We start from the raw sequence: 24,008 nt of genomic DNA, 5'->3' as shown, positions 1-24,008 counted from the left end.
AAGTCGCAGCGCGAGGATCATCCGCCGCAGCGAACCGACCCTGACCCCATTTTCGATGTCGTGCACCGGGCGTTCGGACCGAGATCGACGTCGCCCGACCCCATCATGTCGACCTGGGCCGGACCATCGACGACCGCACGGACGCTGCCCGAACCGGCAACCTCGACCGACGCCGATTGCGCCCGCAGCCGCGTCGCATCGACATCGCCCGAACCGGCAATCTCGACCTTCAGGCTGCGTACCGTTCCGCTCGCACGGACGTTGCCCGACCCCGCGACCGAGAAGCGTGCGTCGTCGACCCTGAGCGCGGCGACGTCGAGATTGCCCGATCCCGCGACCCCGCCCTCGAAGCTGCTCCCCTCGATCCGATCGATTGCCATGTTGCCGGATCCCGACACGCTTGCATCCGTCAGCCGCGGGACCGTCACGAAGATCTTGACCTTGGCACCCTTGCTCCAGCCGAAATTGCTGTTCTTCTGGCGTCCGATGTCGAGCGTGTCGCCGTCGCGATCGATCCGCAGCCGGTCGAGCTGTTCGGCAGGCCCCTCCGCCCGGATCGAGAACCCGGCACCGACGCGGACATCGACATCGTCGGACCCGCGCAGGTCGATCCCGTTGAATCCGGTGACCTGGTACGTCCGCGTCGCTCCGGCACCCGATGCCGCCGCGCCCGAACCCTCGGTGTCGTCGTTCCAGCTGAATGAGCAGGCTGCGAGCGGAATGATCAACCCAAGCGCAAGAACGTTCATCGAGTCCTCCTGTGTATTGCCTAAACAATACACTCGATCGACAGGCTTACAAAGGTAATTTCTTACAACGAAAAAGGGCGGCCCCGCAGGACCGCCCTCATCGTCTAAACAGGGTAGGCCGCGTTACGCGGGCACCTTGTCCTTGTTGTAGATCGCCGCGGCGGCGCGGAGGATGTCGAGGATCTTCTCCTGCGCCTTGGGCTCGTCAATCTCTTCCATCGCGGCAAGCTCGCGCGCGAGACGGCTGGTCGCGCCTTCGAAGATCTGCCGCTCGGAATAGCTCTGCTCGGGCTGGTCGTCGGCGCGGAACAGGTCGCGGACCACTTCGGCGATCGACACGAGGTCGCCCGAGTTGATCTTCGCCTCATATTCCTGCGCACGGCGCGACCACATGGTGCGCTTGACCTTGGGCTTGCCCTTGAGCGTGTCCATTGCCTCGCGCATGGTCTTGTCGGACGACAGCTTGCGCATGCCGACGCTTTCGGCCTTGTTGGTCGGAACGCGGAGCGTCATACGCTCCTTCTCGAACCGGAGGACGTAGAGTTCGAGCGTCATGCCGGCGATTTCCGAGCGTTGCAGCTCGATCACACGGCCGACTCCGTGCTTGGGGTAAACGACGAAATCACCGACGTCGAAGGACAGTGCCTTGGCAGCCATTGGGGGCCTTTCCGGATCAATGCCTCCACGCGGTGCCACAGCGAAGCATTCGCCGGATTGCACCGAGGAGGAATAGGGTTCGAACATACTCCAGGCGGACGACATGACATATCGCGCCCGTCACGGACCCAATTAACAGCTTTGCAACAAAATTACCAGCGGGTCGTGGCAGCCCCCATGCCCCAAACCCGCATTATCGTACGATTTCAGCGCATCGTCAGTCGCCGGCGCCCGGCTCTGGCGAGAAAAACTTGTCGAACTTGCCCTCGACACCCTTCATCGCATCCGCGTCGGGAGGCGTCTGGTTGTCGTTGCGCGTGACGTTTGGCCACTGCGCCGAGAACGTGGTGTTGAGTTCGAGCCACTGCTCGAGACCGCTTTCGGTATCGGGAAGGATCGCTTCGGCCGGGCATTCGGGCTCGCAGACGCCGCAATCGATGCACTCGCTGGGATTGATCACCAGCATGTTCTCGCCCTCGTAAAAGCAATCGACCGGGCACACTTCCACGCAATCCATGTACTTGCAGCGGATGCAGGCATCGGTGACGACGTAGGTCATTGGGTAACTCCTGGGCCGGATTCCTTTCCGGCAACGAACGCGAAAGCGACTATGCGCGGTTCCCGGTCGCGTCAATCATAGCAAGCCTTCTGCGAGACGTTATCAGGCTTTGCCGCCCCCCGCATCCTCCGCCGCCCAAACCATTCCGTCATCCTGACGAAGGTCCGGACGACGGGCGTGACGGTGCGACGTCGCCCGCTTCGACGATCGCTCGTAGTCTAATGCGTCAGTCACTCGGACGCCGGATCACGGACGGTGCCGCCCGGCGTGCTGCCGGCGATCAGGTCCTGGTAGCAGGCCTGCGCCTCCGGGGCGGGCCCGCGTCTTGCCGGCAGCGCCTCGACGCGGATCACCCGGACCTGATCATGCGCCGCGAAGGTCAGCACGTTGCCGACCCGGACCGGACAATGCGCGCGATCGATCGCGCGACCGTCGATCCGCAGATGCCCCCGCTCGGCGATCGCCTGCGCGGCGCTGCGCGTCTTGGCGAGCCGCACGAACCACAGGAACCGATCGATCCGCATCGCGCCTTCAACCATGGCGGACCAGTGCAGCAAGACCGGCAAAGGCGTTCGCGCGCGACGGATCGACCGGAGCCGGCGGCACCGGCCGTGCCGGCGGACGCCCGCGCCAGACCCAGCGCGGCGTGTCGCCGGCGAGCGCCTTGAACCCCAGTTCCGCCATCAGCCGGTCGAGCGATGCCGGGTCGAGCCCGATCGAGGTCGCCAATGCCGGGTCGGGCGCAAACGGCGTCCGGCCCTGACGCGCATCATGCGCCGCGCGGGCGATGCGCTCGACCAGATCGACGCGAACCGCCTGAAGCCCAAGCGGACGGAACCCCGCCTCGAGCGTCGCACCATCGCTGCCCCGCGCGAGCACGGTCGCGCCGTCCCGCGGCGCCACGATGTCGCCGCCGCGTGCGGTCGCAAGCGCGCGGCGCCAGCGTGCCGCTTCGGGCTTCATCAGCCGGGGATCGAACAGGTCGAGCGCACCGATCGTGATCCCGATCTTGCGCAGCCATTTGCGTTCGTCCGCGTCGATCGCATCCAGCGACAGTCGCAGCGGCAACCGCGGCGTGATCCCCCCCGCCGCCTCGATCGCGCCGGCGACGATCCGCAGCGCCGGCGTCGCCTTTGCATCGCGGCTGGCGTCGGCCAGCCTGGTCAACGCGCCAAGCCGGCGGGCGAGCATCGTCGCCAGCCAGCCCGCCAGACGCGTCTCGATTCGGTCGCGCGCGCTTTTGTCGAGACAGTCGAGCGAGCGGTCGAGCACCAGCCGGGGCCGGGCAAACGAGGCCCCGGACGCCAGTCGCGCGACGGCATGCCCCGCCCAGACGAGCTGCGCGTCATCGTCCAGGTGGATGTCGCCGTCACCGGCATCGACCAGCGACTGCGCACGGCGTGTCCGTTCGCCCGTGAGCCGCTTTTCGGCCGCCGCCAGCAGGAGTCGCTTGTCGCTGGCACGCGCATCGGCAGCGACCGTGAAGCGGAACCCGTCGAGCCGGCCGATCGGGTGGTCCTCGACCATCACCTCGCCCTCGGGACCGATCACGACCGGCAACGACGCGGCGTCCGCACCGATCTGTCGCATCAGCGCGGTCGTGCGCTTGTCGACGAACCGCTGCGTCAGGCTGGCATGCAGCGCATCCGAAAGCCTTTCCTCGAGTGCGGCGGTACGCGCCGCCCAGTGCGCGGGCTCGGCGAGCCAGTCGGCACGTTGCGCGATATAGGCCCAGATCCGCGTCGCCGCGATCCGGCCGGCGATCACCGGCACGTCGCCCGCGACCGTGTCGAGCCGTGCGATCTCGTCGGCGAACCATTGGTGCGGGATGTGCCCCCGCCCTTCGCTCAGATGCCCGAACACGCGCGAAACGAAACGCGCATGCGGGTCGAGCCCGACCTTGCGGAAGTCGGGAATCCCGCACGCCGCCCAGAGTCGCGCGACCATCCTGGGATGCCGCGTCCGTTCGCGCACCCAGCCCTCTTCGGCGAGGCGCTTGAGCACGCCGAGATCGAGCGCCTGCGGGGCAGCGCGCAGCACGCCCGCCGGCGGGCGCGCCTCGAGGCTGGCGACGAGCGCGTCGATGCTCGCGAAATCGGGCTCACCCTGTCGCCAGTAGAGGTTCTCGAGGCGGGGGAAGCGGTGCTCCTCGATCGCGAGCACCTCCTCGGGCAGGAACGCGCCCGGCCCGTCGTCGGACAATGCGCCGAACGTGCCGTCGCGCTGATGCCGCCCCGCACGCCCCGCGATCTGCGCCATCTCGGCCACCGTCAGGCGGCGCTGGCGCTTGCCGTCGAACTTGTTGAGGCTGGCAAACGCGACGTGCGCGACGTCCATGTTGAGGCCCATGCCGATCGCGTCGGTCGCGACCAGATAGTCGACCTCGCCCGCCTGGAACATCGCGACCTGCGCGTTGCGGGTGCGCGGGGACAGCGCGCCCATCACCACCGCCGCACCGCCCCGCAGCCGCCTGAGCATCTCGGCGACCGCGTACACCTCCTCCGCGGAGAAGGCGACGATCGCCGAGCGCTTGGGCAGGCGGCTGATCTTCTTGGCGCCGGCATAGCTGAGCGTCGAGAAGCGCGGGCGATTGACGATCTCCGCCTTGGGAACCAGCGCCTTGATCATCGGGCGGAGCGCTTCGGAGCCGAGGATCATCGTCTCCTCGCGCCCGCGCGCGCGGAGCAGCCGATCGGTGAAGACATGCCCCCGCTCGGGATCCGCGCCCAGTTGCGCTTCGTCGAGCCCGACGAACGCGACATCGCGGTCGGGCATCGATTCGGCGGTGCACAGCAGCCAGCGCGCATCGGGCGGCATGATCTTCTCTTCGCCGGTGACCAGAGCGACCCGGTTCGCGCCCTTGATCGCCACCACCCGGTCATAGACCTCGCGCGCGAGCAGTCTCAGCGGAAAGCCGATCATACCGCTGGAATGCGCGCACATCCGCTCGATCGCGAGGTGCGTCTTGCCTGTATTGGTCGGCCCCAGGACCGCGGTCACGCCGCCAAACGCATCGTCACTCATAGCGTTGAACATCGGACCTAATGTCCCCCCGCGCAATGACCGGCGCACGAACTTCGCCGCAACACGCGCGTAGCGATCGGCCGGTCCGCGGCCGGCCACGTCTCGTCGTCCGCCGTGGCGCACCCGCGGCGGGTTAATTTGACTTTAGGACCCTTGCTGCACAGGAAATCGGACAACGCCGGGGGGAACGGCGATGTTGGCCATGATTCGAGGCGCCGCCGTGTATCTAGGAACGGACCAGGACTTGGAGCTCGCCGGCGGCCCGGGCCACAGCGCCAGCCGCGGTTTCGGTCGCGCGCCTGCGTCTCGCGTCCTTCCCCGGCATGACGCCGCCGCAGACGCGGCAACGTTCGGCACGGCGATCTTCGGGCAGGCGCGTGACGCCGTCACGCATCTCGACTGGGTCCCCGATCTGGGCGTCGCGATCGGCAGCCGCAGCTGGTGGCGCGGGCTTGCGACGTGCACCGCCCTGTGTGCCGCGACCATCATGCTCGCCCCGGGATTCACGCCACTGACGGGCAATGTCCCGGCACCGCTCGCCGGCGCCGAGCGCGACGAGGCCCGCGCGCTGGGGATCGCACCGCTCGGCCAGGGTGCGTCGACCGGACGGCGGATGGCGGCGAACGACCTCGTCGCGCCGCTGGCGCAGGCGCCCGAGCGTCCGAGCATCGAGCTGTCCGCGACGCTTGGTCAGGGCGACGCGTTTGACCGCGTCCTGATCCGCGCCGGGGTCGGCCGCCGCGATGCCGAAGACGCCGCGGCGCTCGTCGCGCAGACCGTCGACCTGCGCGATATCGCACCGGGCACACGAATCGCGCTGACGCTGGGTCGCCGCGCGGATCGCCGCGTCGCGCGCCCTCTCGACACGCTCCAGGTACGTGCGCGGTTCGATCTCGCGCTGTCGCTGAACCGCGTCGGCAATAGGCTGGCGATGACGCGCAAGCCGATCGCGGTCGACCGGACGCCGCTGCGGATCCAGGGACTGGTCGGATCGAGCCTGTATCGGTCGGCGCGCGCCGCGGGGGTGCCTGCCAAGGTCGTCGAGGCCTATATCAAGGCGGTTGCGACGCGTCTCTCGATCGGCCGCGACGTCACCGCCGCGGACGGTTTCGACCTGATCGTCGCGCGTGAACGTGCCGCGACCGGCGAGACGCGGATCGGCGACCTGCTGTTCGCAGGAATCGACCAGGGCCGCCGCAAGCTGCAGCTGGTCCGGTTCGGATCGACCACGAGCGGCGACGACCGGAGCGACGAGGATGCCGAAGGCCGCGGCGGCTGGTTCGATGCCAACGGGCAGACCGAACGGCGCGCGGTATCGGGGATGCCGGTATCGGGACGGATCACGTCGAGCTTCGGACTGCGCATGCACCCGCTGCTGGGGTTCATGCGCATGCACAAGGGGCTCGACATCGGCGCACCTTACGGCGCGCCGATCCATGCGATGAGCGACGGCGTGGTCGCATTTGCCGGGCGGACCGGCGGCTATGGCAATTTCGTCAAGCTCGCGCACGGCGGCGGGATGGCGAGCGGCTATGGCCATATGAGCCGGATCGCGGTGTCGTCGGGAACGCGCGTGCGGCAGGGGCAGGTCATCGGCTATGTCGGCTCGACCGGGATCTCGACCGGACCGCATCTTCACTGGGAAGTGTGGAAGAACGGCGCGGCGGTCAATCCGCGCGCGATGTCGTTTGCGAGCGCCGCAACGCTGTCGGGATCGGCGCTGCGTGCGTTCAAGGCGCGGGTCGCGCAACTGCTGGCGGTCCGCGTCGGCGGGTAGCGACGCGGCTCCGGCGCCGCGCCGCGCCGGACGACCGCACCGCCCCTATTTGCCCTGCGCCCGCCATTTGCGGATCGTCCGTTCGAGGATGTGATCCTCGCCCCCGACATCGCGCCAGAGTTCGGAGAACAGCGGATCGCCCGATGCCGGGCGACGGGCCTCTTCGAGATCGGCGAAGGCGACGCGAATCGGGACGGTCACGCCCTCGCCGCAGATGATGCCTTCGCGGTTGCGGAGCGCGGGGATCGAATCGAGGAAGCCGCGCGCGCCTTCGGGCATCGCCGCGCGGACGAACGCCTGATCGCGATCGTTGTTGAGACGCATCGCGATGATCGTGCCGCACTGCGACAGCACGCCCTCCGCCAGATCCGACGGACGCTGCGTGATGAGCCCCAGCGACACGCCGTATTTGCGGCCTTCCTTGGCGATCCGGCCGAAGATACGCCCGACCGCACTCTTGCTGTCCCGACCCGCGGGAATGTAGCGATGCGCCTCCTCGCAGACGAGCAGGATGGGGCGCTGCGGTTCGTTGCGCGACCAGATTGCGAAGTCGAACGTCATCCGCGCGAGCACCGCGACCACCACCGAGGTGATGTCCGACGGAACGCCGGACACGTCGATGATCGAGATCGGCTTGCCGTCGCCCGGCAGGCGGAAGATCCGCGCGAGGAAGCTCGCCATCGTGTCCGCGACGAGCATCCCCGAGAACATGAAGCCGTAGCGCGGATCCGCCTTGATCTCGTCGATCTTCGTCTTGAGCCGGAGATAGGGTGCCGTATCGCCGGCACGGTCCATCTTGCCCATTTCAAGCCCGATGATGTTGGTCAGGTCGCTGAGCAGGTACGGGATCGGCGCGTCGACGGTGAGCTTGGCGATCTCCTGCGCGAGCCGGCTCTTCGCCTTGGCCATCAGGAGGCATTTGGCGAGGATGTCGGCATCGAACTGACGATCGGCGCCGCTGCTGGTCAGAAAGACCTCGCAATGCTCTTCGAAGTTCATCAGCCAATAGGGCATCTGCAGGTTGGTGACGTCGTGGATCGCGCCGTTGGTGCGGAATGCCGAGGCATATTCGCCATGGGGGTCGATCATCACGACATGCCCCTGCGGCGCGAGATCGCAGATCCGGTGAAGGATCAGCGCGGCGGCCGTCGACTTGCCCGTACCCGTCGCGCCGACCAGTGCGAAATGCTTGCCGAGCATCGCGTCGACATAAAGCGCGGCGCGGACGTCGGCGGTCGGGTAGACGGTACCGATGTCGATATTGGCGCGGTCGTCGGCGGCATAGATGGTCTGCAGATCCGCAGTCGTGATCGGATGGACCTCGCAGCCAGGCATCGGATAGCGCGTCACGCCGCGTCTGAAGCCGTGCAGCGTTCCGGTCAGCGCGTTCTCGTCGCCCTCGCCGAGAAAGTCGATCTCGGCCGCGACGCAGGTGCCCGTATCGTCCTCCAGCCTGAGCGAGCGGACATTGGCGACGAGCCAGGCGCTGCCCACGCGCATCTTGACCTGGCTGCCGACCTGTCCGGCGGCGGCGAGGATCGGATCCGCGCGATCCTCGAGCGTGGCGATCGCCGACCGGTCGAGCAGGATCCGGCTGCTCGATCCGGCGATCGCGAAGACCACGCCGATCGCGCTCGCCGCGCCGCCGGCCGGCGGCACGGTCGGGGGAGCATCCGCCAGGGTCGCCGCCGCGATGGCGCGCTGGAACATCTCGGATCCGGGCATTTCGATCATCAACAGTCCATTCTCGCCGCTGGGCTTCGCCTCATTCGGCGGCGACCATGCGGGCAGGAGCGTAAAGATACCGTGACTCGCGAGATACCTATGGCCCGATCCGGGGGGCGATCAGATCCGGCGGGCGATCCAGCCCGCGGCCCAGCCGAGGAAGATCGAGAGGAAGACCGCGGCAAGGCCATAGAGGATCGACGACCGGTCCGCGGCGCGCGCGACGAAGCGTTCGAACCCTGATTTGCGGATGTCGATGTCGCGCACCGCGGCGGCGAGCACGCGGCCGTCGCGAATCAGGAACGTCTCCGCGGTGAAACGCCCGACGGGCACGCGTGCAGGGATGCTGACCCGCGCCCGATAGAGGACGTCGTCGGTGATCTCGACCGCGCGCGGCGCCTCGTAATACAGCCCGGCGCGGCGCTTGAGATCGACCAGCCCGCGCTGGAACCGGTCCTGCGTGTCCGATGGTGCGCTCGACGCGGGCGACAATTGCAGGCTGTCGAGACCGAGTTCGTAGATCGCGCGCGTGCGATCGTCGACCAGCCGTGCGACCGGCCTCGACGAGGCGATCGCATAGAAGCTGGGCGCCGACCGATAGCGCAGGCGCGACGCGTTGACCCAGATTCCGGCAACCTTTTCCTTCTCGCGCATCACGACCGACTGCGTCGGCCCCTTCACGACGACGACGATGTCGGTCGGGCTTTCGCCGCTCGGCAGGCGGCCACCGGGATAGAGGATGGCGCCGAACAGCAGCAGCTCGGCGCCGGTGAAGCTGTAGGCGATCTCGATATTGCGCTGCGACACGTCGGGGACGAGCACGGGTTTGGCCTGCGCCATCATGAGTGGCGCGACCAGGGTCAGCCACATGCGTTTCACGAAAGCGCCACCGAGAAGATCTCCTCCGGCCGCCACACCAGCCCGAGCAGGATCCGCGCACCGACCAGCAAGACCATCACCGCGAGGCCGAGCCGCAGATATTCGGGACGAAACTTGGTCGCGAACCGCGCGCCGATCTGCGCGCCGACGACCGAACCGATCAGCAGCAGCCCGGCGAGCACGATGTCGACGGCCTTGGTCGTGGTCGCGTGGACCATCGTCGCCACCGCGGTGACGAACAGCGTCTGGAACAGCGACGTGCCGACCACCACCGAGGTCGCCATGCCGAGCAGGTAGATCATCGCGGGCACGAGGATAAACCCGCCGCCGATACCAAGCAGGATCGTCAGCACCCCGGTGAAGAAGCCGAGCAGCAACGGCGCGAGCGGCGAGATATACAGCCCCGAGGCATAGAAGCGCGTCCGCAGCGGCAGCGCGGCCACGAGCGGATGATGGCGTCGCTTGCGCGGCTTGGCGGGGCGACCGGTCCGCGCGCGCCCGATCGTGCTGATCGATTCGCGCGCCATCATGCCGCCGATCGACCCGAGCATCAGCACATAGACGATCGCGATCACGGTATCGATCTGCCCGCTTTGCTGAAGCAGCCGGAACAGCCATGCGCCGAAGAACGCGCCGAGGATACCGCCCGCGACGAGGACGCCGCCCATCTTCGTATCGACCCCGTTGCGACGGAAATGCGCGAAGACACCCGAGACGCTGGCCCCGGTGACCTGGCTCGCGGACGACGCGGCGGCGACGGTCGGCGGAATGCCGTAGACGATCAGCAGCGGCGTCGTCAGGAAGCCGCCGCCGACGCCGAACATGCCCGAGAGCAACCCGACGCCGCCGCCAAGCAGGATGATGACAAGCGCGTTGACCGACAGGTTCGCGATGGGAAGATACAGGTCCACCGGACGGGTTTATACGCAAAGCGCGCGCAGGGACCACCCGTTGCTCCTGCGGTTCTGCTCAGAAATCGCTGCCGATCGACAGGGCGGGCCCCGAGCCCGGGCGCGCACGGCCGCCGATCCGCGCACGCCAGTCGAGGGCCACGCGGATTGATCGCCCGCCGAGCGGGACTGCGGCACCCAGAGTCGGGCCGACATCGAGTCGCTCGGCATCACGCTGCGCACTGCACCAGACACCCAGACCGCCGTCGAGCGCGATACCGCGACGCTGCAGCACCGGGTGCGTGAGGCGTGCCGCCGCATCGGCATACGCCTCGATCCCGGCGCGCGCGATCGCTCCGGCCTGGCCATAGGCTTCGAGACGGACGCCGGGTGCGATCTCGCCCGGCCCATAGCCCGCAATCACCCCGAGCGTCGGGCCGCCACGACCGCCATCGAGCACGAAGCGCTGTTCGGCGACGAACCGGACGGGCAAGCGCGTGGGTTGCCATTCCAGCCCGACCGCCGCTTCGCGCCCACGCCCTTCAAGTGGCGCGGCGAGACGCGCGGCGAGCGAGACCTTGCGCGCCTCGCCCAGCGCGTAGGTAATTCGCACACCGGCCTGCGACGCGCCGAGCTGACCGCCCGACAGCGTCCCGGCAGGACCGCCTCTCGCGAGCAGCCATGCGCTCGCAGCGACCCGGCTTCGCTCGGACGAAACGGGCCGCACCGTTGCAAACACGCGCGGCATCGGATCCGTCTGCACGGGAGCCGGTCGAGGCGCGCCGGATAAGGGCGGGGTCGCAGCGGCAACCGCGGGACGGCGCTCGATCACGACTCGCGGCTGCGCGGGCGGAGACTCCCGGTGAAGACCAGCGACGCGCAGAATCGAGACCGCAGACGTGCGGCGCGCCGGCTGTTCGGCTGGTCCGTCATCGCGCGCCGATCGCGGGACTGCGCTGGCGGGCTGCGGCGCGAAAAGACGGACGATGGCGGGGCCGGGCGCGATGCCGGGCAGCAGGATCGCAGCGCGTATCCCCGCCCATGTTCCGAGTGCGACGACGAGGAACCGGAACGGGCGTCCGCCCTTCATGCCCGGGCAAGCGAACCGGGATCGGGAAATTCATGCTGCGTCTTGTCCCATATCGGAGGCGCGCCGCGAAGGATGGCAACGTACCGGATCAGCGCGCGCGGCGCGGCGATCAGCCCGATATAATTGCCCACGACGAAGCGGGGTATCGACCAGCACGCCTCGCGCAGACCATAGCCGCGCGCGGTGAAGAACATCCGTCCGCCCAGCCGCCAGACGAGCAATGCGGTGTTGACGATCAGCAGCCATGAGGCGGGCGTCTGGATTGCGGTGCGCGGCTCGGGCATTTGCCAGTGCAGCAGCAGTGCAAGCCCCCAGGCCAGCAACGCGAAATACGCCGTTGCGAGCACCAGCATGCCGAAGGGCGCACGCCGGTCGCGCATCCGCATCCAGTGATCGGTAAAGGCCAGCGGCCGCGCCCAGCCCGTGCGGTCCCATCCCGCCAGCGCGATCCCCGTCATCCAGCGCGCCTTCTGCCGCATCGCCGTGTCGAGCGTCGACGGGAAGAATGCACGGACGGTGATCTGACCGCCGATCCCGTCGCTGGTCCCGTCGCCGATCCACGCAAGACGACCGCGACCGCCGAGCTCGGCGATTCGCAGCCCGAGTTCATAGTCTTCGGTCAGGCTGGTGGCGTCGAACGGATCGCCGCCGCGCGCATGCGCCACGGTTTCGAGCACCGCGGTCGAGATCGCGCACCCGGTCCCCGCGAGCGGCATCGCCGCCCCGACCGCGGTGCGCACGACGAGCTGCTTCATGTGCGCCTCTGCGAATTCGTCCGCATAATGCCCCGAGACGAGCCGCGCGCCCCGCTTGACGAGCGGCAGGATGGGCAGTTGCACGACGGCGTACCGGTCGATCAGCGAATCGAACACGCGCAGTTCGAGCGGATGCACGACGTCCTCCGCATCATGCAGCACGATCGCCTTGGTCCGCCGCCCCGCCTCGGCATCGCTGCGGCGCAACGCGTGCCAGAGCGTGTTGAGGCAATCCGCCTTGGTCGTCGGCCCGTCATGGTCCCCGATCACCACCGTGATCCGCGGATCGCATGCCGCCGCTGCTGCAGCCGCATCGATCGTCGCGCGGTCATTCGGATAGGCACCGACATAGATCCGGTAATCTTCGTGCTCGAATCGCGCGACCGAGGTCGCGAGCATCGCCCCGATGACCGCCACCTCGTCCCACGCGGGCACGAATATCGCGAGCGGCGCGCGGACCAAGGGCGCGGGAAGATCGCGCAGACACGGACGGACGGTCCGACGACACCATATCGATCGACCGATGAAGACAAGATCGACCAGCAGATCGTCTAGTCCACCAATGAGAAGGCCGACACCCGCAAACAGGAATGCCTCCCGCGCGATGATATCGACAATCCATAGGTGTTCGACCATGGCATTCCCCCGGCCGGTACCTATCGCAATTTACCGCCAGCTCGGATTTATGTTGGTCCGAATCGGATGATTGGACGAATATTTATGGGTGCTCCGCATAAAGTCACAAGATCGGGCCGACATTCGCCCGGTCACAGACCGACACCTGATCGCGCGACGAAGCCGCCAATCCCGCGTCCGGGGTCGGCCGGTCAGGACTCTCCCAACAGCGCTGGACCCGACCGAGGAAGCGCGTCATCGTATCGCCATGAACGATGATCCGGGTCCGGCCAAACCGATGATCCACCGCGCGCGCACGGTCGCGTCGGGGTTCGCCGACGTCGGGTTGTCGCATGCCGAGGAGCTGCTTCGCCGCCTGTCGCCCGAGGGCCGCGAGCAGGCGCGGCGCGAGCGCGAGGCGAAGGCGCGGCGACAGCGACGCGTGCTGATCCGCCTGGCCATCGCGGCGATCGCTTCGCTGCTTGCCTGGGCCGCGCTCGCCGCGGTCACGGCGCCCGGGGTCGCGCTTGCCGTCGTGTCGGCGTTGATGCTGTTCCTGACGCTCATGATCATCCGGCGCGCGCCGCCCCGTGCGCCGGGTCGCGAAGCGTTGGTCGAGGCGCCGCTGTCCACCCTGTGCGAGGAAGCCGTGATCTGGGTCGCGGCGCAACGTCGCGGCCTACCCTTGCCGGCGCTCCGGATCACCGAGAGCATGGGCCAACGGCTCGACGCCCTGACACCGCACCTCGCGCGGCTCGATCCGCGCAGCCCGGCCGCGGCGTCGGTCCGCAAACTGATCGCGGTCGAGCTTCCCGACCTTGTCGACGGCTGGCGCAATATCCCCGTCTCGGCGCGGCGGATTTCCCATGCGGATGGACGGACGCCCGAGGACCATCTGGTCAACGGGCTGCAGCTACTCGATACCGAACTCGCGCGGGCCGTCGAGCAACTCGGCCGCGCGCCGCTCGACGAGATCGCGGTACAGGGCCGGTATCTCGAACTCAAATACAGCGCGGGCGACCGGCTCCCGTGACGGGTCAATCGCCGTCCGGATAGCCGCACCGCCTGGGCGCTTTCACGCGCGCGAGGTTGCCATTTCGTTCCGTCTCGCGCAGGGTCGGGTGCGTGCTTCCCTACCCTGCCCTTCACGCCAGCCACGGCGGCATCTGGATCGCGCAAGGCGGCGAGACGCGCGGGATCGGACGCGGCGAAGCGATCCGGATTGCCGCCGACACGCCCGTCATCATGCTCAATGCCGCGCTGATCGGTCAGCGGCTGGGCTATGCCGATTTGTCGGGGCTCGACCTGCTCGAGCTCTACGCCTTTCTCCGGCCGGCGCAGTTCGCGGTGCCGACGCCCAAGGGGATCGCGCGCGTCACCGGGCTCGACGTGCCCACCGACGATGCCGCGGTCGCACCGTTCCTGTTGCGCGCGGCGGAGGCGATGCTCGCGCTGACCGACAGTGCGACGTGGCCCGAGCGCGAGGGGGCGTGGACCGCCGCGCAATCGCTCTATCGCCTGCGCTGGCCGTGGGCGCCGGTGGTGTCCGAGCGGCTTGCCAAACCCGCGACGAACGAGCGCTGGCTGTTCTCGAAGCTGCCCGAATGGGAGGAAAAGGCGCCGCGCCCGGCACCGCGGACGATCGCGATCGAACCGGGCGACGCCGAGGAGCGGCTCGCGGACCTGACCGGGCACGGCGCGGAGGAACGGCCGGGACAGCGCGCCTATGCTGCCGCAGCGACGGCGGCGTTCGCGCCGCGGGCGATGCGCGATTCGCCCAATCTGGTGCTCGCGGAGGCGGGGACCGGGATCGGCAAGACGCTCGGCTATCTCGCGCCCGCCTCGATCTGGGCGGAAAAGGCGGGCGGTGCGGTCTGGATCTCGACCTATACCAAGGCACTGCAACGTCAGCTTGGCCGCGAGACCGAACGGCTGTTTCCCGATCCGGCGATCCGCCGGACCAAGGTGGTCACGCGCAAGGGGCGCGAGAATTATCTCTGCCTGCTCAACCTCGAGGATGCGTTGCAGGGCGGGTTCGCGGGGCGGGCCGCGGTGCTCGCACAGCTGGTCGCGCGCTGGGCCGCCTATAGCGCGGATGGCGACATGGTCGGCGGCGACCTGCCCGGCTGGCTGCCGACGCTGTTCCGCCGCAACGGGTCGACCGCGCTCACCGACCGACGCGGCGAGTGCGTCTATGCCGGCTGTCCGCATTACCGCAAATGCTTCATCGAGCGCGCCGCGCGTGCCTCGACCGACGCCGACATCGTCATCGCCAACCATGCGCTGGTGATGGTCAACGCCGCGCGTGGACGCGAACTCGCGACGCGACCGACGCGCTATGTCTTCGACGAGGGGCATCACATCTTCGACGCCGCCGATTCGATGTTCGCGACCGCGCTGACGGGTGGCGAGACGATCGAGCTCCGGCGGTGGATCATCGGCCCCGAAGCGAACAGCCGCGGACGACGGCGCGGACTCGCGGCACGGCTGTCCGATCTGGCAAGCTATGACGAGGCGGGCAATCGCGCGATCGGCGAGGCGGTGGCCGCCGCCGGCGCGCTCGCGAGTGAGGGCTGGCTGCAGCGGATCGGCGAGGGGGCGCCGTTCGGGCCGATCGAGGCGCTGCTCGCCGCGGTGCGCGGGCTGACCTATGCGCGCGCCGAACAGCCCGGCGATGCGGGCTATGGGCTGGAGACCGAGCTGGCCGAACCCGATCCGACGCTGATCGACGCCGCCGCGCCCGCGGCGGCCGCGCTCGACGCGCTGGTGCGGCCGCTGGTCACGCTCGGCCGCCGTCTCGAGGCGGTGCTGAGCGAAGCGCCCGACTGGCTCGACGGCCCGGCGCGCGCACGCGTCGAGGGCGCGATCGCATCGATCGGCTGGCGCGCCGAGACGGTCGCGGCGTGGCTTTCGCTGCTCGCGCGCGTCGGCGGGCCCGCGGATGCCGATTTCGTCGACTGGCTCGCGGTCGACCGCGTCGAAGGCCGCGAATTCGACATCGGGCTGCATCGCCGCTGGCTCGACCCGACGCGGCCATTTGCCGAGGTCGTGCTCAAGCCCGCCCACGGCGCGCTGGTGACGTCGGCGACGCTTACCGGCGGCGGCACGGCCGAGGAAGGGTGGCAGGTCGCCGAGTCGCGCAGCGGCGCACCGCACCTGCTGCGCCCCGCGGCCCGGTTCGAGGCGGTCAGCCCGTTCGACTATGCGGCGCAGGCCGAGGTGCTGATCGTCACCGACGTCAAGCGCGGCGACGTCGGCGCGCTGGCGAATGCCTATGCACGGTTGATCGTCGCCTCGCGTGGCGGGACGCTCGGGCTGTTCACCGCGATCCGGCGGTTGCGCGGCGTGCATGGGCGGATCGCCGACCGGCTGGCGCGCGAGGGGCTGCCGCTGCTCGCGCAGCATGTCGATCCGATCGACACGGGAACGCTGGTCGATATCTTCCGCGACGATCCGGGCGCGTCGCTGCTCGGCACCGATGCGCTGCGCGACGGGGTCGATGTGCCGGGCGAGTCGCTGCGGCTGGTGGTGATGGAGGGCGTACCCTGGCCGAAGCCGACCGTGCTGCACGCCGCGCGACGACTGGCGGGGGGCGGCGCGGTGTATGACGACCGGCTGATCCGTTCGCGGCTGGCGCAGGCGTTCGGACGACTGATCCGGCGCGCAGACGATTCGGGCGCGTTCGTGATGCTGTCCGCGGCGATGCCGTCGCGGCTGCTGACCGCGTTCCCACCGGGCGTTCCGGTGACACGCGTCACGCTCGACGAAGCGGTGACCCGAGTCGCGGCACGGCTTTCCTCGCGGCCTGCGTTGAGGCATGAGGCGGGCGAACCGGCCCGAGGACCCCTGCCATGACGCCCGAGCCATGAAGACGCTGACGCTGCTGCGCCACGCCAAGTCGGGATGGGACGATCCGGTTTCGCGCGACTTTGACCGCCCGCTCAATGCCAAGGGCAAGCGCGCCGCCGCGATGGTCGGGCGGCACATGCGCACGCTTGGTCTCGCGTTCGACCATGTCGTCGCATCGCCTGCGGTGCGCGTGGTCGAAACGCTCGACGAGATCGTCACGGGCTATGGGCAGACTCTGGCCCCGGAATGGGACCGCCGCCTGTACCTCGCGTCGGCGGGCACCATTCTCGACGTCGTCCGCGACCTGCCCCGCGAGATCGACCGCGTCCTGATCGTCGGGCATAACCCGGGGCTCGAGGATCTGGTGCTGATGATGGTGCCTGACGTCACGCACCCCTTGCGCGATGCGGTCGAGGCAAAATATCCGACCGCGAGCCTTGCCGAGATGACGATCGAGATCGACGACTGGGAAGATCTCGTGAGCGGATCGGCCCGGTTCACGCGCTTCATCCGCCCGCGGGATCTGGATCCGACGCTGGGGCCCGACGCGGACTGACCCAATGCGAGCCGGCCCTAGGCTAATTTGGACGCCGCGCCGCCGATTTCAGCCCCGGCCTTCCAGCTTGGCCTTCAGACCCGAGAACGCGTTGACCGGCTGATATTCGTCTTCGCTGATCACCCCGGCGGCGCGCAGCGCGGCGGCGGCGTTGGGACCGCGCGGAAACGGATCGAGCGCGAGCGCGAGCGTCTCCGCGGCGGCTTCGCCCAGATCGATCGCGCCGCCGTCGATCGGTACGGTATCGAGCGCATCGTCCGATAGTTCGATTTCCCCCTCCGCGGCGCCGAAATCGGCGACGAAGCGGAGCGCGACGGGCTCGTCGAGCGTCGCGGTGAGCGGCTCGTCGGTGACCGAGCAGGCCTGGATCACGCGCGCGGTGACGTTCCCCTTCGCGACGAAGCCGCCGGCCTCGCGCCGTATCGTGAAGCGCGCCTCGAGCGATTCGACCGAGACGACGTCGAACCGGGCCGCAAGCTTGCCGCGCTCCTCCGCGCTCGCCGCGATCTCGACCGTGCGATCGCGTTCGCCGATCGTGTCGAGACGTTCCGGACGGCTGAATTCGGGAATCATGGCAGCTCTCCGGCCAGAAGGGTCGAAACGGGTACGCCGGCAAGCGCACCCTGCAGCGCGGTCAGCGAATCGCGGACATGCGCCAAGGCCGCAGGCGCAGGCGGATCGCCGCGATAGAGGTTTCGCACGAGCGCCGGACCGAGGTCGCCCGTCGCCAGCCCCTCGCGATACGCGCCGAGCCGGCCGCCGAGCATGCTCATCATCTTGCCGATATGCTTGCCGACGATGATGTCGCCGATCCCGAGCTCACGGAGCTGCCCGTCCATGTCGTCGACGAAGCGTTCCGCGAGCCGCGCGGCGGGGTCACCACCCGACGGTTCGGATTCCATCCGCAGCATGACGAACGACAGCACCGCGGCGATCATGTCGAAGCGGCCATCGACGGTGTCGGGGACCTGCCCCTCGGCATACCAGTGTTCCTCGCGCGCGCGGAGCACGACCGCGTTGTACAACGGCAACGCCGCGTCCTGTCGCTCGCCCAATAGTCTGCCGAACCACCCCAATCCGTGTCGCCTTCTCATCGCCAATGCACTGCGGCTTGTTTGCCCGCGCAACCTCGCATATCGAGGCGAACCGCGGCCGATGCAATCGTGCTGCCGCCAGTAACGTGTGACCCCGCCCCGGGAGAGTATATGAGCGTCCTTTCATTCCGCCTGACACGCCGCACGGCCAGCGTCGCGGCGCTCGCGCTCGCCGGCCTGACGAGCGCGGGTTGCACCCAGCTTCGCTCGCACCAGGGCTATGTGGTCGACGTCGACCTCGTCAACTCGGTCCAGCCCGGCGTCGACAACCGCCAGTCGGTGCTCCAGACGCTCGGCAAGCCGACGCTTGCGGGCCAGTTCGACCAGGGCGACTGGTATTATCTGGCGCGCGACAGCCGCAATCTCGCCTTCCGCAACCCGCGCCCGAACGCGCAGATCACGTTGCAGATCAGCTTCGACCAGCAGGGTACCGTCTCCGCGATCCGTCGCGGCGGGCTCGACCAGGTCGCCTCGATCAGCCCCGACGGCAAGACGACGCCAACGCTGGGTCGCCAGCGCGGCTTCTTCCAGGATCTGTTCGGCAATATCGGTTCGGTCGGTGCACCGGGGACAGGCGGCGGCGGTGGCGCCAATACGGGGACGGGCCGCACGCGGCCGTAACGGCGCAACCGCGTCGCGGACTTTGCAGACCAGCGCCTTCGCGCTAGGGCGCGGCGATGACCGACGAGCTCCGCACCGCCGCCCTGGAATCCAAAGCCTGGCCGTATGAGGAGGCACGCAAACTCCTCAAGCGCTACCCGCAGGGCAAGCAGGGCGCGCCGATCCTGTTCGAGACCGGCTATGGCCCGTCGGGCCTGCCGCATATCGGCACGTTCAATGAGGTGTTGCGCACGACGATGGTGCGCAACGCCTTCCACGCGCTGAGCGACACGTCGACCCGGCTGATCGCGTTCTCGGACGACATGGACGGGCTGCGCAAGGTGCCCGACAACGTCCCCAACGGCGACATGCTGCGCGAACATCTCGGCAAGCCGCTCACGCAGATCCCCGATCCGTTCGGCACGCATTCGAGCTTTGCCGCGCACAACAACGCAATTTTGCGCGAATTCCTCGACCGCTACGGCTTCGACTATGAGTTCGCGTCGTCGACGGAGTATTACACCAGCGGCCGCTTCGACGAGGCGCTGAAGGGCGTGCTGCGCCATTTCCAGGGCATCCAGGACGTGATGTTGCCGACGCTGCGCGCCGAGCGCCGCGCGACCTATTCGCCGGTGCTGCCGATCTCGCCGACGAGCGGCATCGTGCTGCAGGTGCCGATCGAGGTGATCGATGCCGAGGCGGGGCTGATCGCGTTCGAGGATGAGGGGCAGCGGATCGAGCAGAGCGTGCTGGGCGGCAAGGCGAAGCTCCAGTGGAAGGTCGACTGGGCGATGCGCTGGGTCGCGCTCGGCGTCGATTACGAGATGGCGGGCAAGGACCTGATCGATTCGGTGACGCAGTCGTCGAAGATCGCGCGCGTGCTCGGCGGCCGCCCGCCCGAGGGGTTCAACTACGAGATGTTCCTCGACGAGAATGGCGAGAAGATCTCGAAGTCCAAGGGTAATGGCCTCAGCCTCGACCAGTGGCTGACCTATGGCCCGCAGGAGAGCCTGGCGTTCTACGCGTATCGCGAGCCCAAGAAGGCGAAGTCGCTGCACATGGGCGTGATCCCGCGCGCGGTGGACGAATATTGGCAGTTCCGCGGCAATTATGCAGCCCAGGACCTGAAGCAGAAGCTCGGCAACCCCGTGCATCACATTCATGACGGCAAGCTGCCCGAGGGCGAGCTGCCGGTGACGTTCGGGCTGCTACTCAACCTCGTCGGGGTAATGGGCGAAGCGAGCAAGGCGCAGGTCTGGGGGTATCTCGCGAACTATGTCCCCGATGCGTCGGCGGAGAGCTATCCCGAGCTCGACAAGCTGATCGACCATGCGCTGGCGTACGGCCGCGATTTCGTTGCGCCGACGCTCAAGCGGCGTGCACCTGTGGAGCATGAGGTTGCGGCGCTGGAGCGGCTCGACGCCGAACTCGCCGCGCTGCCCGCAGAGGCGAGCGCGGAGAACATCCAGAACATCGTCTACGAGATCGGCAAGACCGGCGGGTTCGAGAATTTGCGCGACTGGTTCAAGGCGCTGTACGAGACGTTGCTGGGGTCCGAGCAGGGGCCGCGGATGGGCAGCTTCATCGCGCTGTACGGAATCGACAATTCGCGCAAACTGATCGCGGAGGCGCTTTCCCGCCCTGCTGCCTGACACCGCTCACAAGGTTATACCCCGATGCGCATGTTCTTCGACGACCGGCAGCGCGCGCATGCGCCGACGCAGGAGCTGCACAATGGCGGCTTCACGACCTATGCGGAGATGCCCGCGCGCGTCGATGCGATCCTGGCCGCGCTGGGTCCGGTCGAGACGCCGGCGGACCGCGGCGAGGCGGCGATCCTCGCGGTGCATTCGCCCGCCTATGTCGCGTTCCTGAAGGATGCTGCGCGGCTCTGGCGCGAGGCCGGGCGGACGGGCGATGCGATTCCCTATGCGTTTCCGATCCGCGGGCGGCGACCGCTCGACCTGACGCGGATCGACGCGCTGATCGGGGCGCACAGCTTTGATGCAACGACGCCGATCACCCCCGACAGCTGGGCGGCCTCCTATGGCAGCGCGCAGTCCGCGCTCGCCGCGACGCAGGCGGTGCTGGAGGGCGACGCCGCGGCGTTCGCGTTGTGCCGGCCACCCGGCCATCATGCGGGCGCGGATTATTGCGGCGGCTATTGCCATCTCAACACCGCGGCGATCGCGGCGCAGGCGGCACGCGACGCCGGAGTCGCGCGCGTCGCGATCCTCGACATCGACTATCATCACGGCAACGGCACGCAGGACATCTTCTACGACCGCGGCGATGTGTTCTACGCCTCGGTCCATGCCGATCCCAAGACCGACTATCCCTTCTTCTGGGGGCATGCGGACGAAACGGGCGCAGGCGACGGTCTCGGCACCACGCTCAACCTGCCTTTGCCGCACGACACTAAGATCGACGCGTTCCGCGCCGCGCAGACGGCCGCGCTCGATGCGATCGCGGCGTTCGATCCCGGGCTGCTCGTCGTCAGCTTCGGCGCGGATACGTGGGAGGGGGATCCGATCTCGCACTTCGCGCTGACTACGCCCGATTATGCGGTGCTGGCGGGCGATATTGCCGCGCGCGGCTGGCCGACGGCGATCGTGATGGAGGGCGGCTATGCGGTCGAGGCGCTCGGCCACAATGTCGACAGCTTCCTGCGGGGATTCTGACATTTCGGGGACGGGTATCGCGGCGGGGACGCCGGCCTATCGCCGACTGACGCTCGCGATGCTGTTCGCGGGGTTCTCGACCTTCTCGCTGCTCTATTCGGTGCAGCCGTTGCTGCCGTCGTTTTCCGCGCAGTTCGCGCTGAGCGCGGAGGCGGCGTCGCTCGCGGTCTCGCTGGCGACGGGGCCGCTCGCGATCGGGATCCTGTTCGCAGGGCTGCTGTCCGACCGGCTCGGGCGGCGGCCGCTGATGATCGCGGCGATGTTCGCGGCGGGTGCGCTGACGCTCGCGACCGCGCTGGTGCCGGGGTGGAGCGGGTTGCTCGTGCTGCGGTTCCTGACCGGGGTGGCACTGGCGGGGGTGCCGGCGGTGGCGATGGCCTATGTCGCCGAGGAGGTCGATTCGGCGTCGGTCGGCGGCGCGATGGGGCTGTATATCGCGGGCAGCGCGATCGGCGGAATGGGCGGACGACTGGTCGCGAGCCTCGTCGCCGATTTCGGCGGGTGGCGGTTCGCGATCGCCGCGGTCGGCGTCGCGGGGCTGGCGATGGCCGAGGCGTTTCGCCGGCTCGCCCCGCCGTCACGCAACTTCCGCCTCAGCGCGGGTCGGCCGGCGGCGCTGGTCCGCGATGCGCGCGCGCTGTTCGCCGACCAGGCGATGCCGTTGCTGTATCTCGAGGCGTTCCTGCTGATGGGGGTGTTCGTCACGATCTATAATTATGCGGGGTTCCGGTTGATGGGGCCGCCCTACGGGCTCAGCCAGTCGGCGGTCGGCGCGGTGTTCCTGCTCTATGTGCTCGGGTCGATCAGCTCGGCCAAGTTCGGGACGCTTGCCGGGCGGCTGGGGCGGCGGACGATCTTCTGGGTGCCGGTGGTCGTGCTGATCGCGGGCGTCGCGCTGACCGCGATGCAGCCGCTGGCGCTCGTGATCGCCGGCATCGCGGTGGTGACGATCGGCTTTTTCGGCGCGCATTCGATCGCGAGCGCCTGGGTCGGGCGACGCGCGCAGGGCGTCGCGGGCGGTGGCGCGCGCGGCCAGGCGGCGGCGTTCTACCTGTTCTTCTATTATATGGGGTCGAGCGTGCTGGGCTCCGCGGGCGGGTTCGCGTGGACGCATGCCGGCTGGCCGGGCGTTACCGGCTTTTGCCTCGTCATCGGCGGTGCGGCGCTGGCGGTCGGTCTGATGCTGCGCGCGGTCCCGCCGCTGATGGTCGAGCCGCCGGCGGCACCGCGGATGCCGGTGCCCTGACCCTCAGCGCGACGCGACGTCGATCGCGTCGCCGGGCGGCAGGGCGGACAGCGACCGCGCGACCGTCGCCGCGGCATCCATGACGCGCAGCATGTTGCCACCGGCGAGCTTCGCCATGTCCGCGTCGCTCCAGCCGCGTCGCGCGAGTTCGGCGAACAGCAAAGGATAGCCGTCGACGCCCGTCATCCCCTGCGGTCCGGTGCCGTTGATGCCGTCATAATCGCCGCCGAGGCCGACATGGTCGTGGCCCGCGACGCGCGCGATATGCTCGACATGATCCGCAACGGTCGCGGCGGTGACACGCGGTTCGGGATGGTCCCGGTCCCACGCCACCAGCGGCGCAGGTGAACGCGCGCCGTAGACGTTGGCGGGCACGCCTGCGGTCCTGGCGAAGGCGGTCCGGTCGGCATCCCAGGCGCGCCATGCGGTCGAGACGAAGGCTGGGTAGAAATTGACCATGACGATCCCGCCGCGCGCACCGATCGCGGCGAGCAGGTCGTCGGGGATGTCGCGTGGCGCATCGGTCAGCGCCCGCGCGCTGGAGTGCGAGGCCATCACCGGCGCCCTCGCGACCGCGAGGACCGCGCGCATCGTCGCGTCGGAAACGTGGCTGACATCGACGATCATGCCGATGCGGTTCATCTCCGCGACCACTGCGCGACCGAAATCGGTGAGCCCGTTCGCGCGTGGCGTATCGGTCGAGCTGTCCGCCCAGCTCAGGCTCTTGCTATGCGTCAGCGTCATGTAGCCGACGCCGAGCGCGCGATATTGGCGGAGAACCGAGAGGCGCCCGTCGATCTGATGCCCGCCCTCGACCCCGATCAGCGACGCGATTCGCCCGGCGCGTTCGATCCGACGGATATCGGCCGCGCTGGTCGCCTGCGCGAGCGCTGCGGGATTGGCCGCGACGAAGCGGCGGACGATGTCGATCTGTTCGAGCGTCATCTCGACCGCGCGCGGCCCGGTCGTATCGGCGGGGATCCACACCGACCAGAATTGCGCGCCGACGCGGCCCTTGCGCAGGCGGGGAATGTCGGTCTGGAGCGGGCGCGTGTCCGCAGCGAGATCGAGTGATTCGACCTTTGCGCCGTGCGTGTCGCGGATTTCCCAGGCGAGGTCGTTATGGCCGTCGATCACCGGAGTTTGCCTGAGCACCCGGTCGACGCGCGCGGCTATGCGGGGATCGGGGGCGACGGGCGCCGCGTTTGCCTGCGCGGCGATCAGGAGCAGGGCGGTGATCATGCTCCGCCATCGTGCCCGCC

The 24,008-nt window shown here is 68.7% G+C and carries 21 protein-coding genes; 8 read left to right on the top strand and 13 right to left on the bottom strand.

Annotated elements, in window-relative coordinates:
* Window positions 1-17: 17 nt before the first annotated feature.
* From AC0CH3_RS13890 to AC0CH3_RS13870, 5 genes are all read right to left on the bottom strand, one after another.
* Window positions 18-749, bottom strand: coding sequence for a head GIN domain-containing protein (locus tag AC0CH3_RS13890; protein ID WP_354300514.1), 732 nt, complete (start codon window positions 747-749; stop codon window positions 18-20).
* 123 nt (window positions 750-872) lie between these two features.
* On the bottom strand, window positions 873-1,406 hold the full coding sequence (locus AC0CH3_RS13885; RefSeq protein ID WP_056018441.1) for a CarD family transcriptional regulator: 534 nt from the start codon (window positions 1,404-1,406) through the stop codon (window positions 873-875).
* A gap of 217 nt (window positions 1,407-1,623) precedes the next feature.
* The gene (gene fdxA, locus AC0CH3_RS13880; protein ID WP_056018438.1) at window positions 1,624-1,965 is read right to left on the bottom strand and encodes a ferredoxin FdxA; all 342 of its coding nucleotides are present in this window, start codon (window positions 1,963-1,965) and stop codon (window positions 1,624-1,626) included.
* 230 nt (window positions 1,966-2,195) lie between these two features.
* Window positions 2,196-2,489, bottom strand: coding sequence for an RNA-binding S4 domain-containing protein (locus AC0CH3_RS13875; RefSeq protein ID WP_082445884.1), 294 nt, complete (start codon window positions 2,487-2,489; stop codon window positions 2,196-2,198).
* Window positions 2,490-2,496: 7 nt separating this feature from the next.
* Window positions 2,497-4,989 (bottom strand): helicase-related protein, encoded by a 2,493-nt coding sequence (locus AC0CH3_RS13870; RefSeq protein ID WP_457325154.1) that lies wholly within the window; start codon window positions 4,987-4,989, stop codon window positions 2,497-2,499.
* Window positions 4,990-5,233: 244 nt separating this feature from the next.
* Here AC0CH3_RS13870 and AC0CH3_RS13865 point away from each other — a divergent pair, with 244 nt between their 5' ends.
* Window positions 5,234-6,766, top strand: a complete 1,533-nt coding sequence (locus AC0CH3_RS13865) for a M23 family metallopeptidase (protein ID WP_457324798.1) — start codon at window positions 5,234-5,236, stop codon at window positions 6,764-6,766.
* 45 nt (window positions 6,767-6,811) lie between these two features.
* On the opposite strand, the gene AC0CH3_RS13860 is transcribed toward AC0CH3_RS13865, so the two are convergent.
* The 5 genes from AC0CH3_RS13860 to AC0CH3_RS13840 form a co-directional block, all read right to left on the bottom strand.
* Window positions 6,812-8,491, bottom strand: a complete 1,680-nt coding sequence (locus AC0CH3_RS13860) for an ATP-binding protein (RefSeq protein ID WP_457325157.1) — start codon at window positions 8,489-8,491, stop codon at window positions 6,812-6,814.
* Window positions 8,492-8,611: 120 nt separating this feature from the next.
* Window positions 8,612-9,361 carry a TIGR02186 family protein gene (locus tag AC0CH3_RS13855; RefSeq protein ID WP_354300523.1) on the bottom strand — a complete coding sequence of 250 codons (750 nt, stop codon included), beginning with the start codon at window positions 9,359-9,361 and terminating at the stop codon, window positions 8,612-8,614.
* A 5-nt stretch (window positions 9,362-9,366) separates the two neighbouring features.
* Window positions 9,367-10,281, bottom strand: a complete 915-nt coding sequence (locus AC0CH3_RS13850) for a sulfite exporter TauE/SafE family protein (RefSeq protein ID WP_056018425.1) — start codon at window positions 10,279-10,281, stop codon at window positions 9,367-9,369.
* 58 nt (window positions 10,282-10,339) lie between these two features.
* Window positions 10,340-11,008 carry a hypothetical protein gene (locus tag AC0CH3_RS13845; protein ID WP_465237999.1) on the bottom strand — a complete coding sequence of 223 codons (669 nt, stop codon included), beginning with the start codon at window positions 11,006-11,008 and terminating at the stop codon, window positions 10,340-10,342.
* 338 nt (window positions 11,009-11,346) lie between these two features.
* Complete coding sequence (locus tag AC0CH3_RS13840; protein WP_354300527.1) at window positions 11,347-12,741, bottom strand: glycosyl transferase family protein; 1,395 nt, start codon at window positions 12,739-12,741, stop codon at window positions 11,347-11,349.
* Window positions 12,742-12,988: 247 nt separating this feature from the next.
* On the opposite strand from AC0CH3_RS13840, the gene AC0CH3_RS13835 reads away from it, so the two are divergent.
* The 3 genes from AC0CH3_RS13835 to AC0CH3_RS13825 all read left to right on the top strand — a co-directional run bounded on the left by AC0CH3_RS13835 (window position 12,989) and on the right by AC0CH3_RS13825 (window position 17,125).
* The gene (locus AC0CH3_RS13835; RefSeq protein WP_354300529.1) at window positions 12,989-13,753 is read left to right on the top strand and encodes a hypothetical protein; all 765 of its coding nucleotides are present in this window, start codon (window positions 12,989-12,991) and stop codon (window positions 13,751-13,753) included.
* A 92-nt stretch (window positions 13,754-13,845) separates the two neighbouring features.
* Window positions 13,846-16,575 carry an ATP-dependent DNA helicase gene (locus AC0CH3_RS13830; protein WP_354300531.1) on the top strand — a complete coding sequence of 910 codons (2,730 nt, stop codon included), beginning with the start codon at window positions 13,846-13,848 and terminating at the stop codon, window positions 16,573-16,575.
* Between the two features lie 10 nt (window positions 16,576-16,585).
* Window positions 16,586-17,125, top strand: a complete 540-nt coding sequence (locus tag AC0CH3_RS13825; RefSeq protein WP_354300533.1) for a SixA phosphatase family protein — start codon at window positions 16,586-16,588, stop codon at window positions 17,123-17,125.
* A 48-nt stretch (window positions 17,126-17,173) separates the two neighbouring features.
* On the opposite strand, the gene AC0CH3_RS13820 is transcribed toward AC0CH3_RS13825, so the two are convergent.
* Together AC0CH3_RS13820 and AC0CH3_RS13815 are read right to left on the bottom strand one after the other, a co-directional pair.
* The gene (locus AC0CH3_RS13820) at window positions 17,174-17,698 is read right to left on the bottom strand and encodes a YceD family protein (protein WP_354300535.1); all 525 of its coding nucleotides are present in this window, start codon (window positions 17,696-17,698) and stop codon (window positions 17,174-17,176) included.
* Window positions 17,695-18,219, bottom strand: a complete 525-nt coding sequence (locus tag AC0CH3_RS13815; RefSeq protein ID WP_354300537.1) for a ubiquinol-cytochrome C chaperone family protein — start codon at window positions 18,217-18,219, stop codon at window positions 17,695-17,697. Before AC0CH3_RS13815 ends, AC0CH3_RS13820 begins: the two co-directional genes overlap by 4 nt.
* Before the next feature lie 111 nt (window positions 18,220-18,330).
* On the opposite strand from AC0CH3_RS13815, the gene AC0CH3_RS13810 reads away from it, so the two are divergent.
* The 4 genes from AC0CH3_RS13810 to AC0CH3_RS13795 are packed head-to-tail and all read left to right on the top strand — an operon-like array spanning window position 18,331 to window position 22,746.
* Complete coding sequence (locus AC0CH3_RS13810) at window positions 18,331-18,840, top strand: outer membrane protein assembly factor BamE (protein WP_056018407.1); 510 nt, start codon at window positions 18,331-18,333, stop codon at window positions 18,838-18,840.
* Window positions 18,841-18,896: 56 nt separating this feature from the next.
* The gene (locus AC0CH3_RS13805) at window positions 18,897-20,471 is read left to right on the top strand and encodes a lysine--tRNA ligase (RefSeq protein WP_354300539.1); all 1,575 of its coding nucleotides are present in this window, start codon (window positions 18,897-18,899) and stop codon (window positions 20,469-20,471) included.
* A gap of 24 nt (window positions 20,472-20,495) precedes the next feature.
* A complete protein-coding gene (locus tag AC0CH3_RS13800; RefSeq protein ID WP_354300540.1) occupies window positions 20,496-21,500 on the top strand; it encodes a histone deacetylase family protein in 1,005 nt (334 codons plus the stop codon).
* The gene (locus AC0CH3_RS13795; protein WP_354300542.1) at window positions 21,472-22,746 is read left to right on the top strand and encodes an MFS transporter; all 1,275 of its coding nucleotides are present in this window, start codon (window positions 21,472-21,474) and stop codon (window positions 22,744-22,746) included. Before AC0CH3_RS13800 ends, AC0CH3_RS13795 begins: the two co-directional genes overlap by 29 nt.
* 3 nt (window positions 22,747-22,749) lie before the next feature.
* On the opposite strand, the gene AC0CH3_RS13790 is transcribed toward AC0CH3_RS13795, so the two are convergent.
* Window positions 22,750-23,988, bottom strand: a complete 1,239-nt coding sequence (locus tag AC0CH3_RS13790) for a dipeptidase (protein WP_354300544.1) — start codon at window positions 23,986-23,988, stop codon at window positions 22,750-22,752.
* Window positions 23,989-24,008: the final 20 nt, after the last annotated feature.

This window comes from Sphingomonas sp. AC449 (assembly GCF_979253475.1).
Note: the sequence above shows the minus strand (reverse complement) of the source record. Positions and strands in the feature narration are given on the sequence as shown.

What these genes read in the sequence shown, in the direction of transcription:
- AC0CH3_RS13890 (WP_354300514.1), bottom strand. Translation starts at nt 749, where the DNA reads ATGAACGTTCTTGCGCTTGGGTTGATCATTCCGCTCGCAGCCTGCTCA.
- AC0CH3_RS13885 (WP_056018441.1), bottom strand. Translation starts at nt 1,406, where the DNA reads ATGGCTGCCAAGGCACTGTCCTTCGACGTCGGTGATTTCGTCGTTTAC.
- fdxA (WP_056018438.1), bottom strand. Translation starts at nt 1,965, where the DNA reads ATGACCTACGTCGTCACCGATGCCTGCATCCGCTGCAAGTACATGGAT.
- AC0CH3_RS13875 (WP_082445884.1), bottom strand. Translation starts at nt 2,489, where the DNA reads ATGCGGATCGATCGGTTCCTGTGGTTCGTGCGGCTCGCCAAGACGCGC.
- AC0CH3_RS13870 (WP_457325154.1), bottom strand. Translation starts at nt 4,989, where the DNA reads ATGAGTGACGATGCGTTTGGCGGCGTGACCGCGGTCCTGGGGCCGACC.
- AC0CH3_RS13860 (WP_457325157.1), bottom strand. Translation starts at nt 8,491, where the DNA reads ATGCCCGGATCCGAGATGTTCCAGCGCGCCATCGCGGCGGCGACCCTG.
- AC0CH3_RS13855 (WP_354300523.1), bottom strand. Translation starts at nt 9,361, where the DNA reads ATGTGGCTGACCCTGGTCGCGCCACTCATGATGGCGCAGGCCAAACCC.
- AC0CH3_RS13845 (WP_465237999.1), bottom strand. Translation starts at nt 11,008, where the DNA reads ATGCCGCGCGTGTTTGCAACGGTGCGGCCCGTTTCGTCCGAGCGAAGC.
- AC0CH3_RS13840 (WP_354300527.1), bottom strand. Translation starts at nt 12,741, where the DNA reads ATGGTCGAACACCTATGGATTGTCGATATCATCGCGCGGGAGGCATTC.
- AC0CH3_RS13835 (WP_354300529.1), top strand. Translation starts at nt 12,989, where the DNA reads ATGAACGATGATCCGGGTCCGGCCAAACCGATGATCCACCGCGCGCGC.
- AC0CH3_RS13825 (WP_354300533.1), top strand. Translation starts at nt 16,586, where the DNA reads ATGAAGACGCTGACGCTGCTGCGCCACGCCAAGTCGGGATGGGACGAT.
- AC0CH3_RS13820 (WP_354300535.1), bottom strand. Translation starts at nt 17,698, where the DNA reads ATGATTCCCGAATTCAGCCGTCCGGAACGTCTCGACACGATCGGCGAA.
- AC0CH3_RS13815 (WP_354300537.1), bottom strand. Translation starts at nt 18,219, where the DNA reads ATGAGAAGGCGACACGGATTGGGGTGGTTCGGCAGACTATTGGGCGAG.
- AC0CH3_RS13810 (WP_056018407.1), top strand. Translation starts at nt 18,331, where the DNA reads ATGAGCGTCCTTTCATTCCGCCTGACACGCCGCACGGCCAGCGTCGCG.
- AC0CH3_RS13805 (WP_354300539.1), top strand. Translation starts at nt 18,897, where the DNA reads ATGACCGACGAGCTCCGCACCGCCGCCCTGGAATCCAAAGCCTGGCCG.
- AC0CH3_RS13800 (WP_354300540.1), top strand. Translation starts at nt 20,496, where the DNA reads ATGCGCATGTTCTTCGACGACCGGCAGCGCGCGCATGCGCCGACGCAG.
- AC0CH3_RS13795 (WP_354300542.1), top strand. Translation starts at nt 21,472, where the DNA reads ATGTCGACAGCTTCCTGCGGGGATTCTGACATTTCGGGGACGGGTATC.
- AC0CH3_RS13790 (WP_354300544.1), bottom strand. Translation starts at nt 23,988, where the DNA reads ATGATCACCGCCCTGCTCCTGATCGCCGCGCAGGCAAACGCGGCGCCC.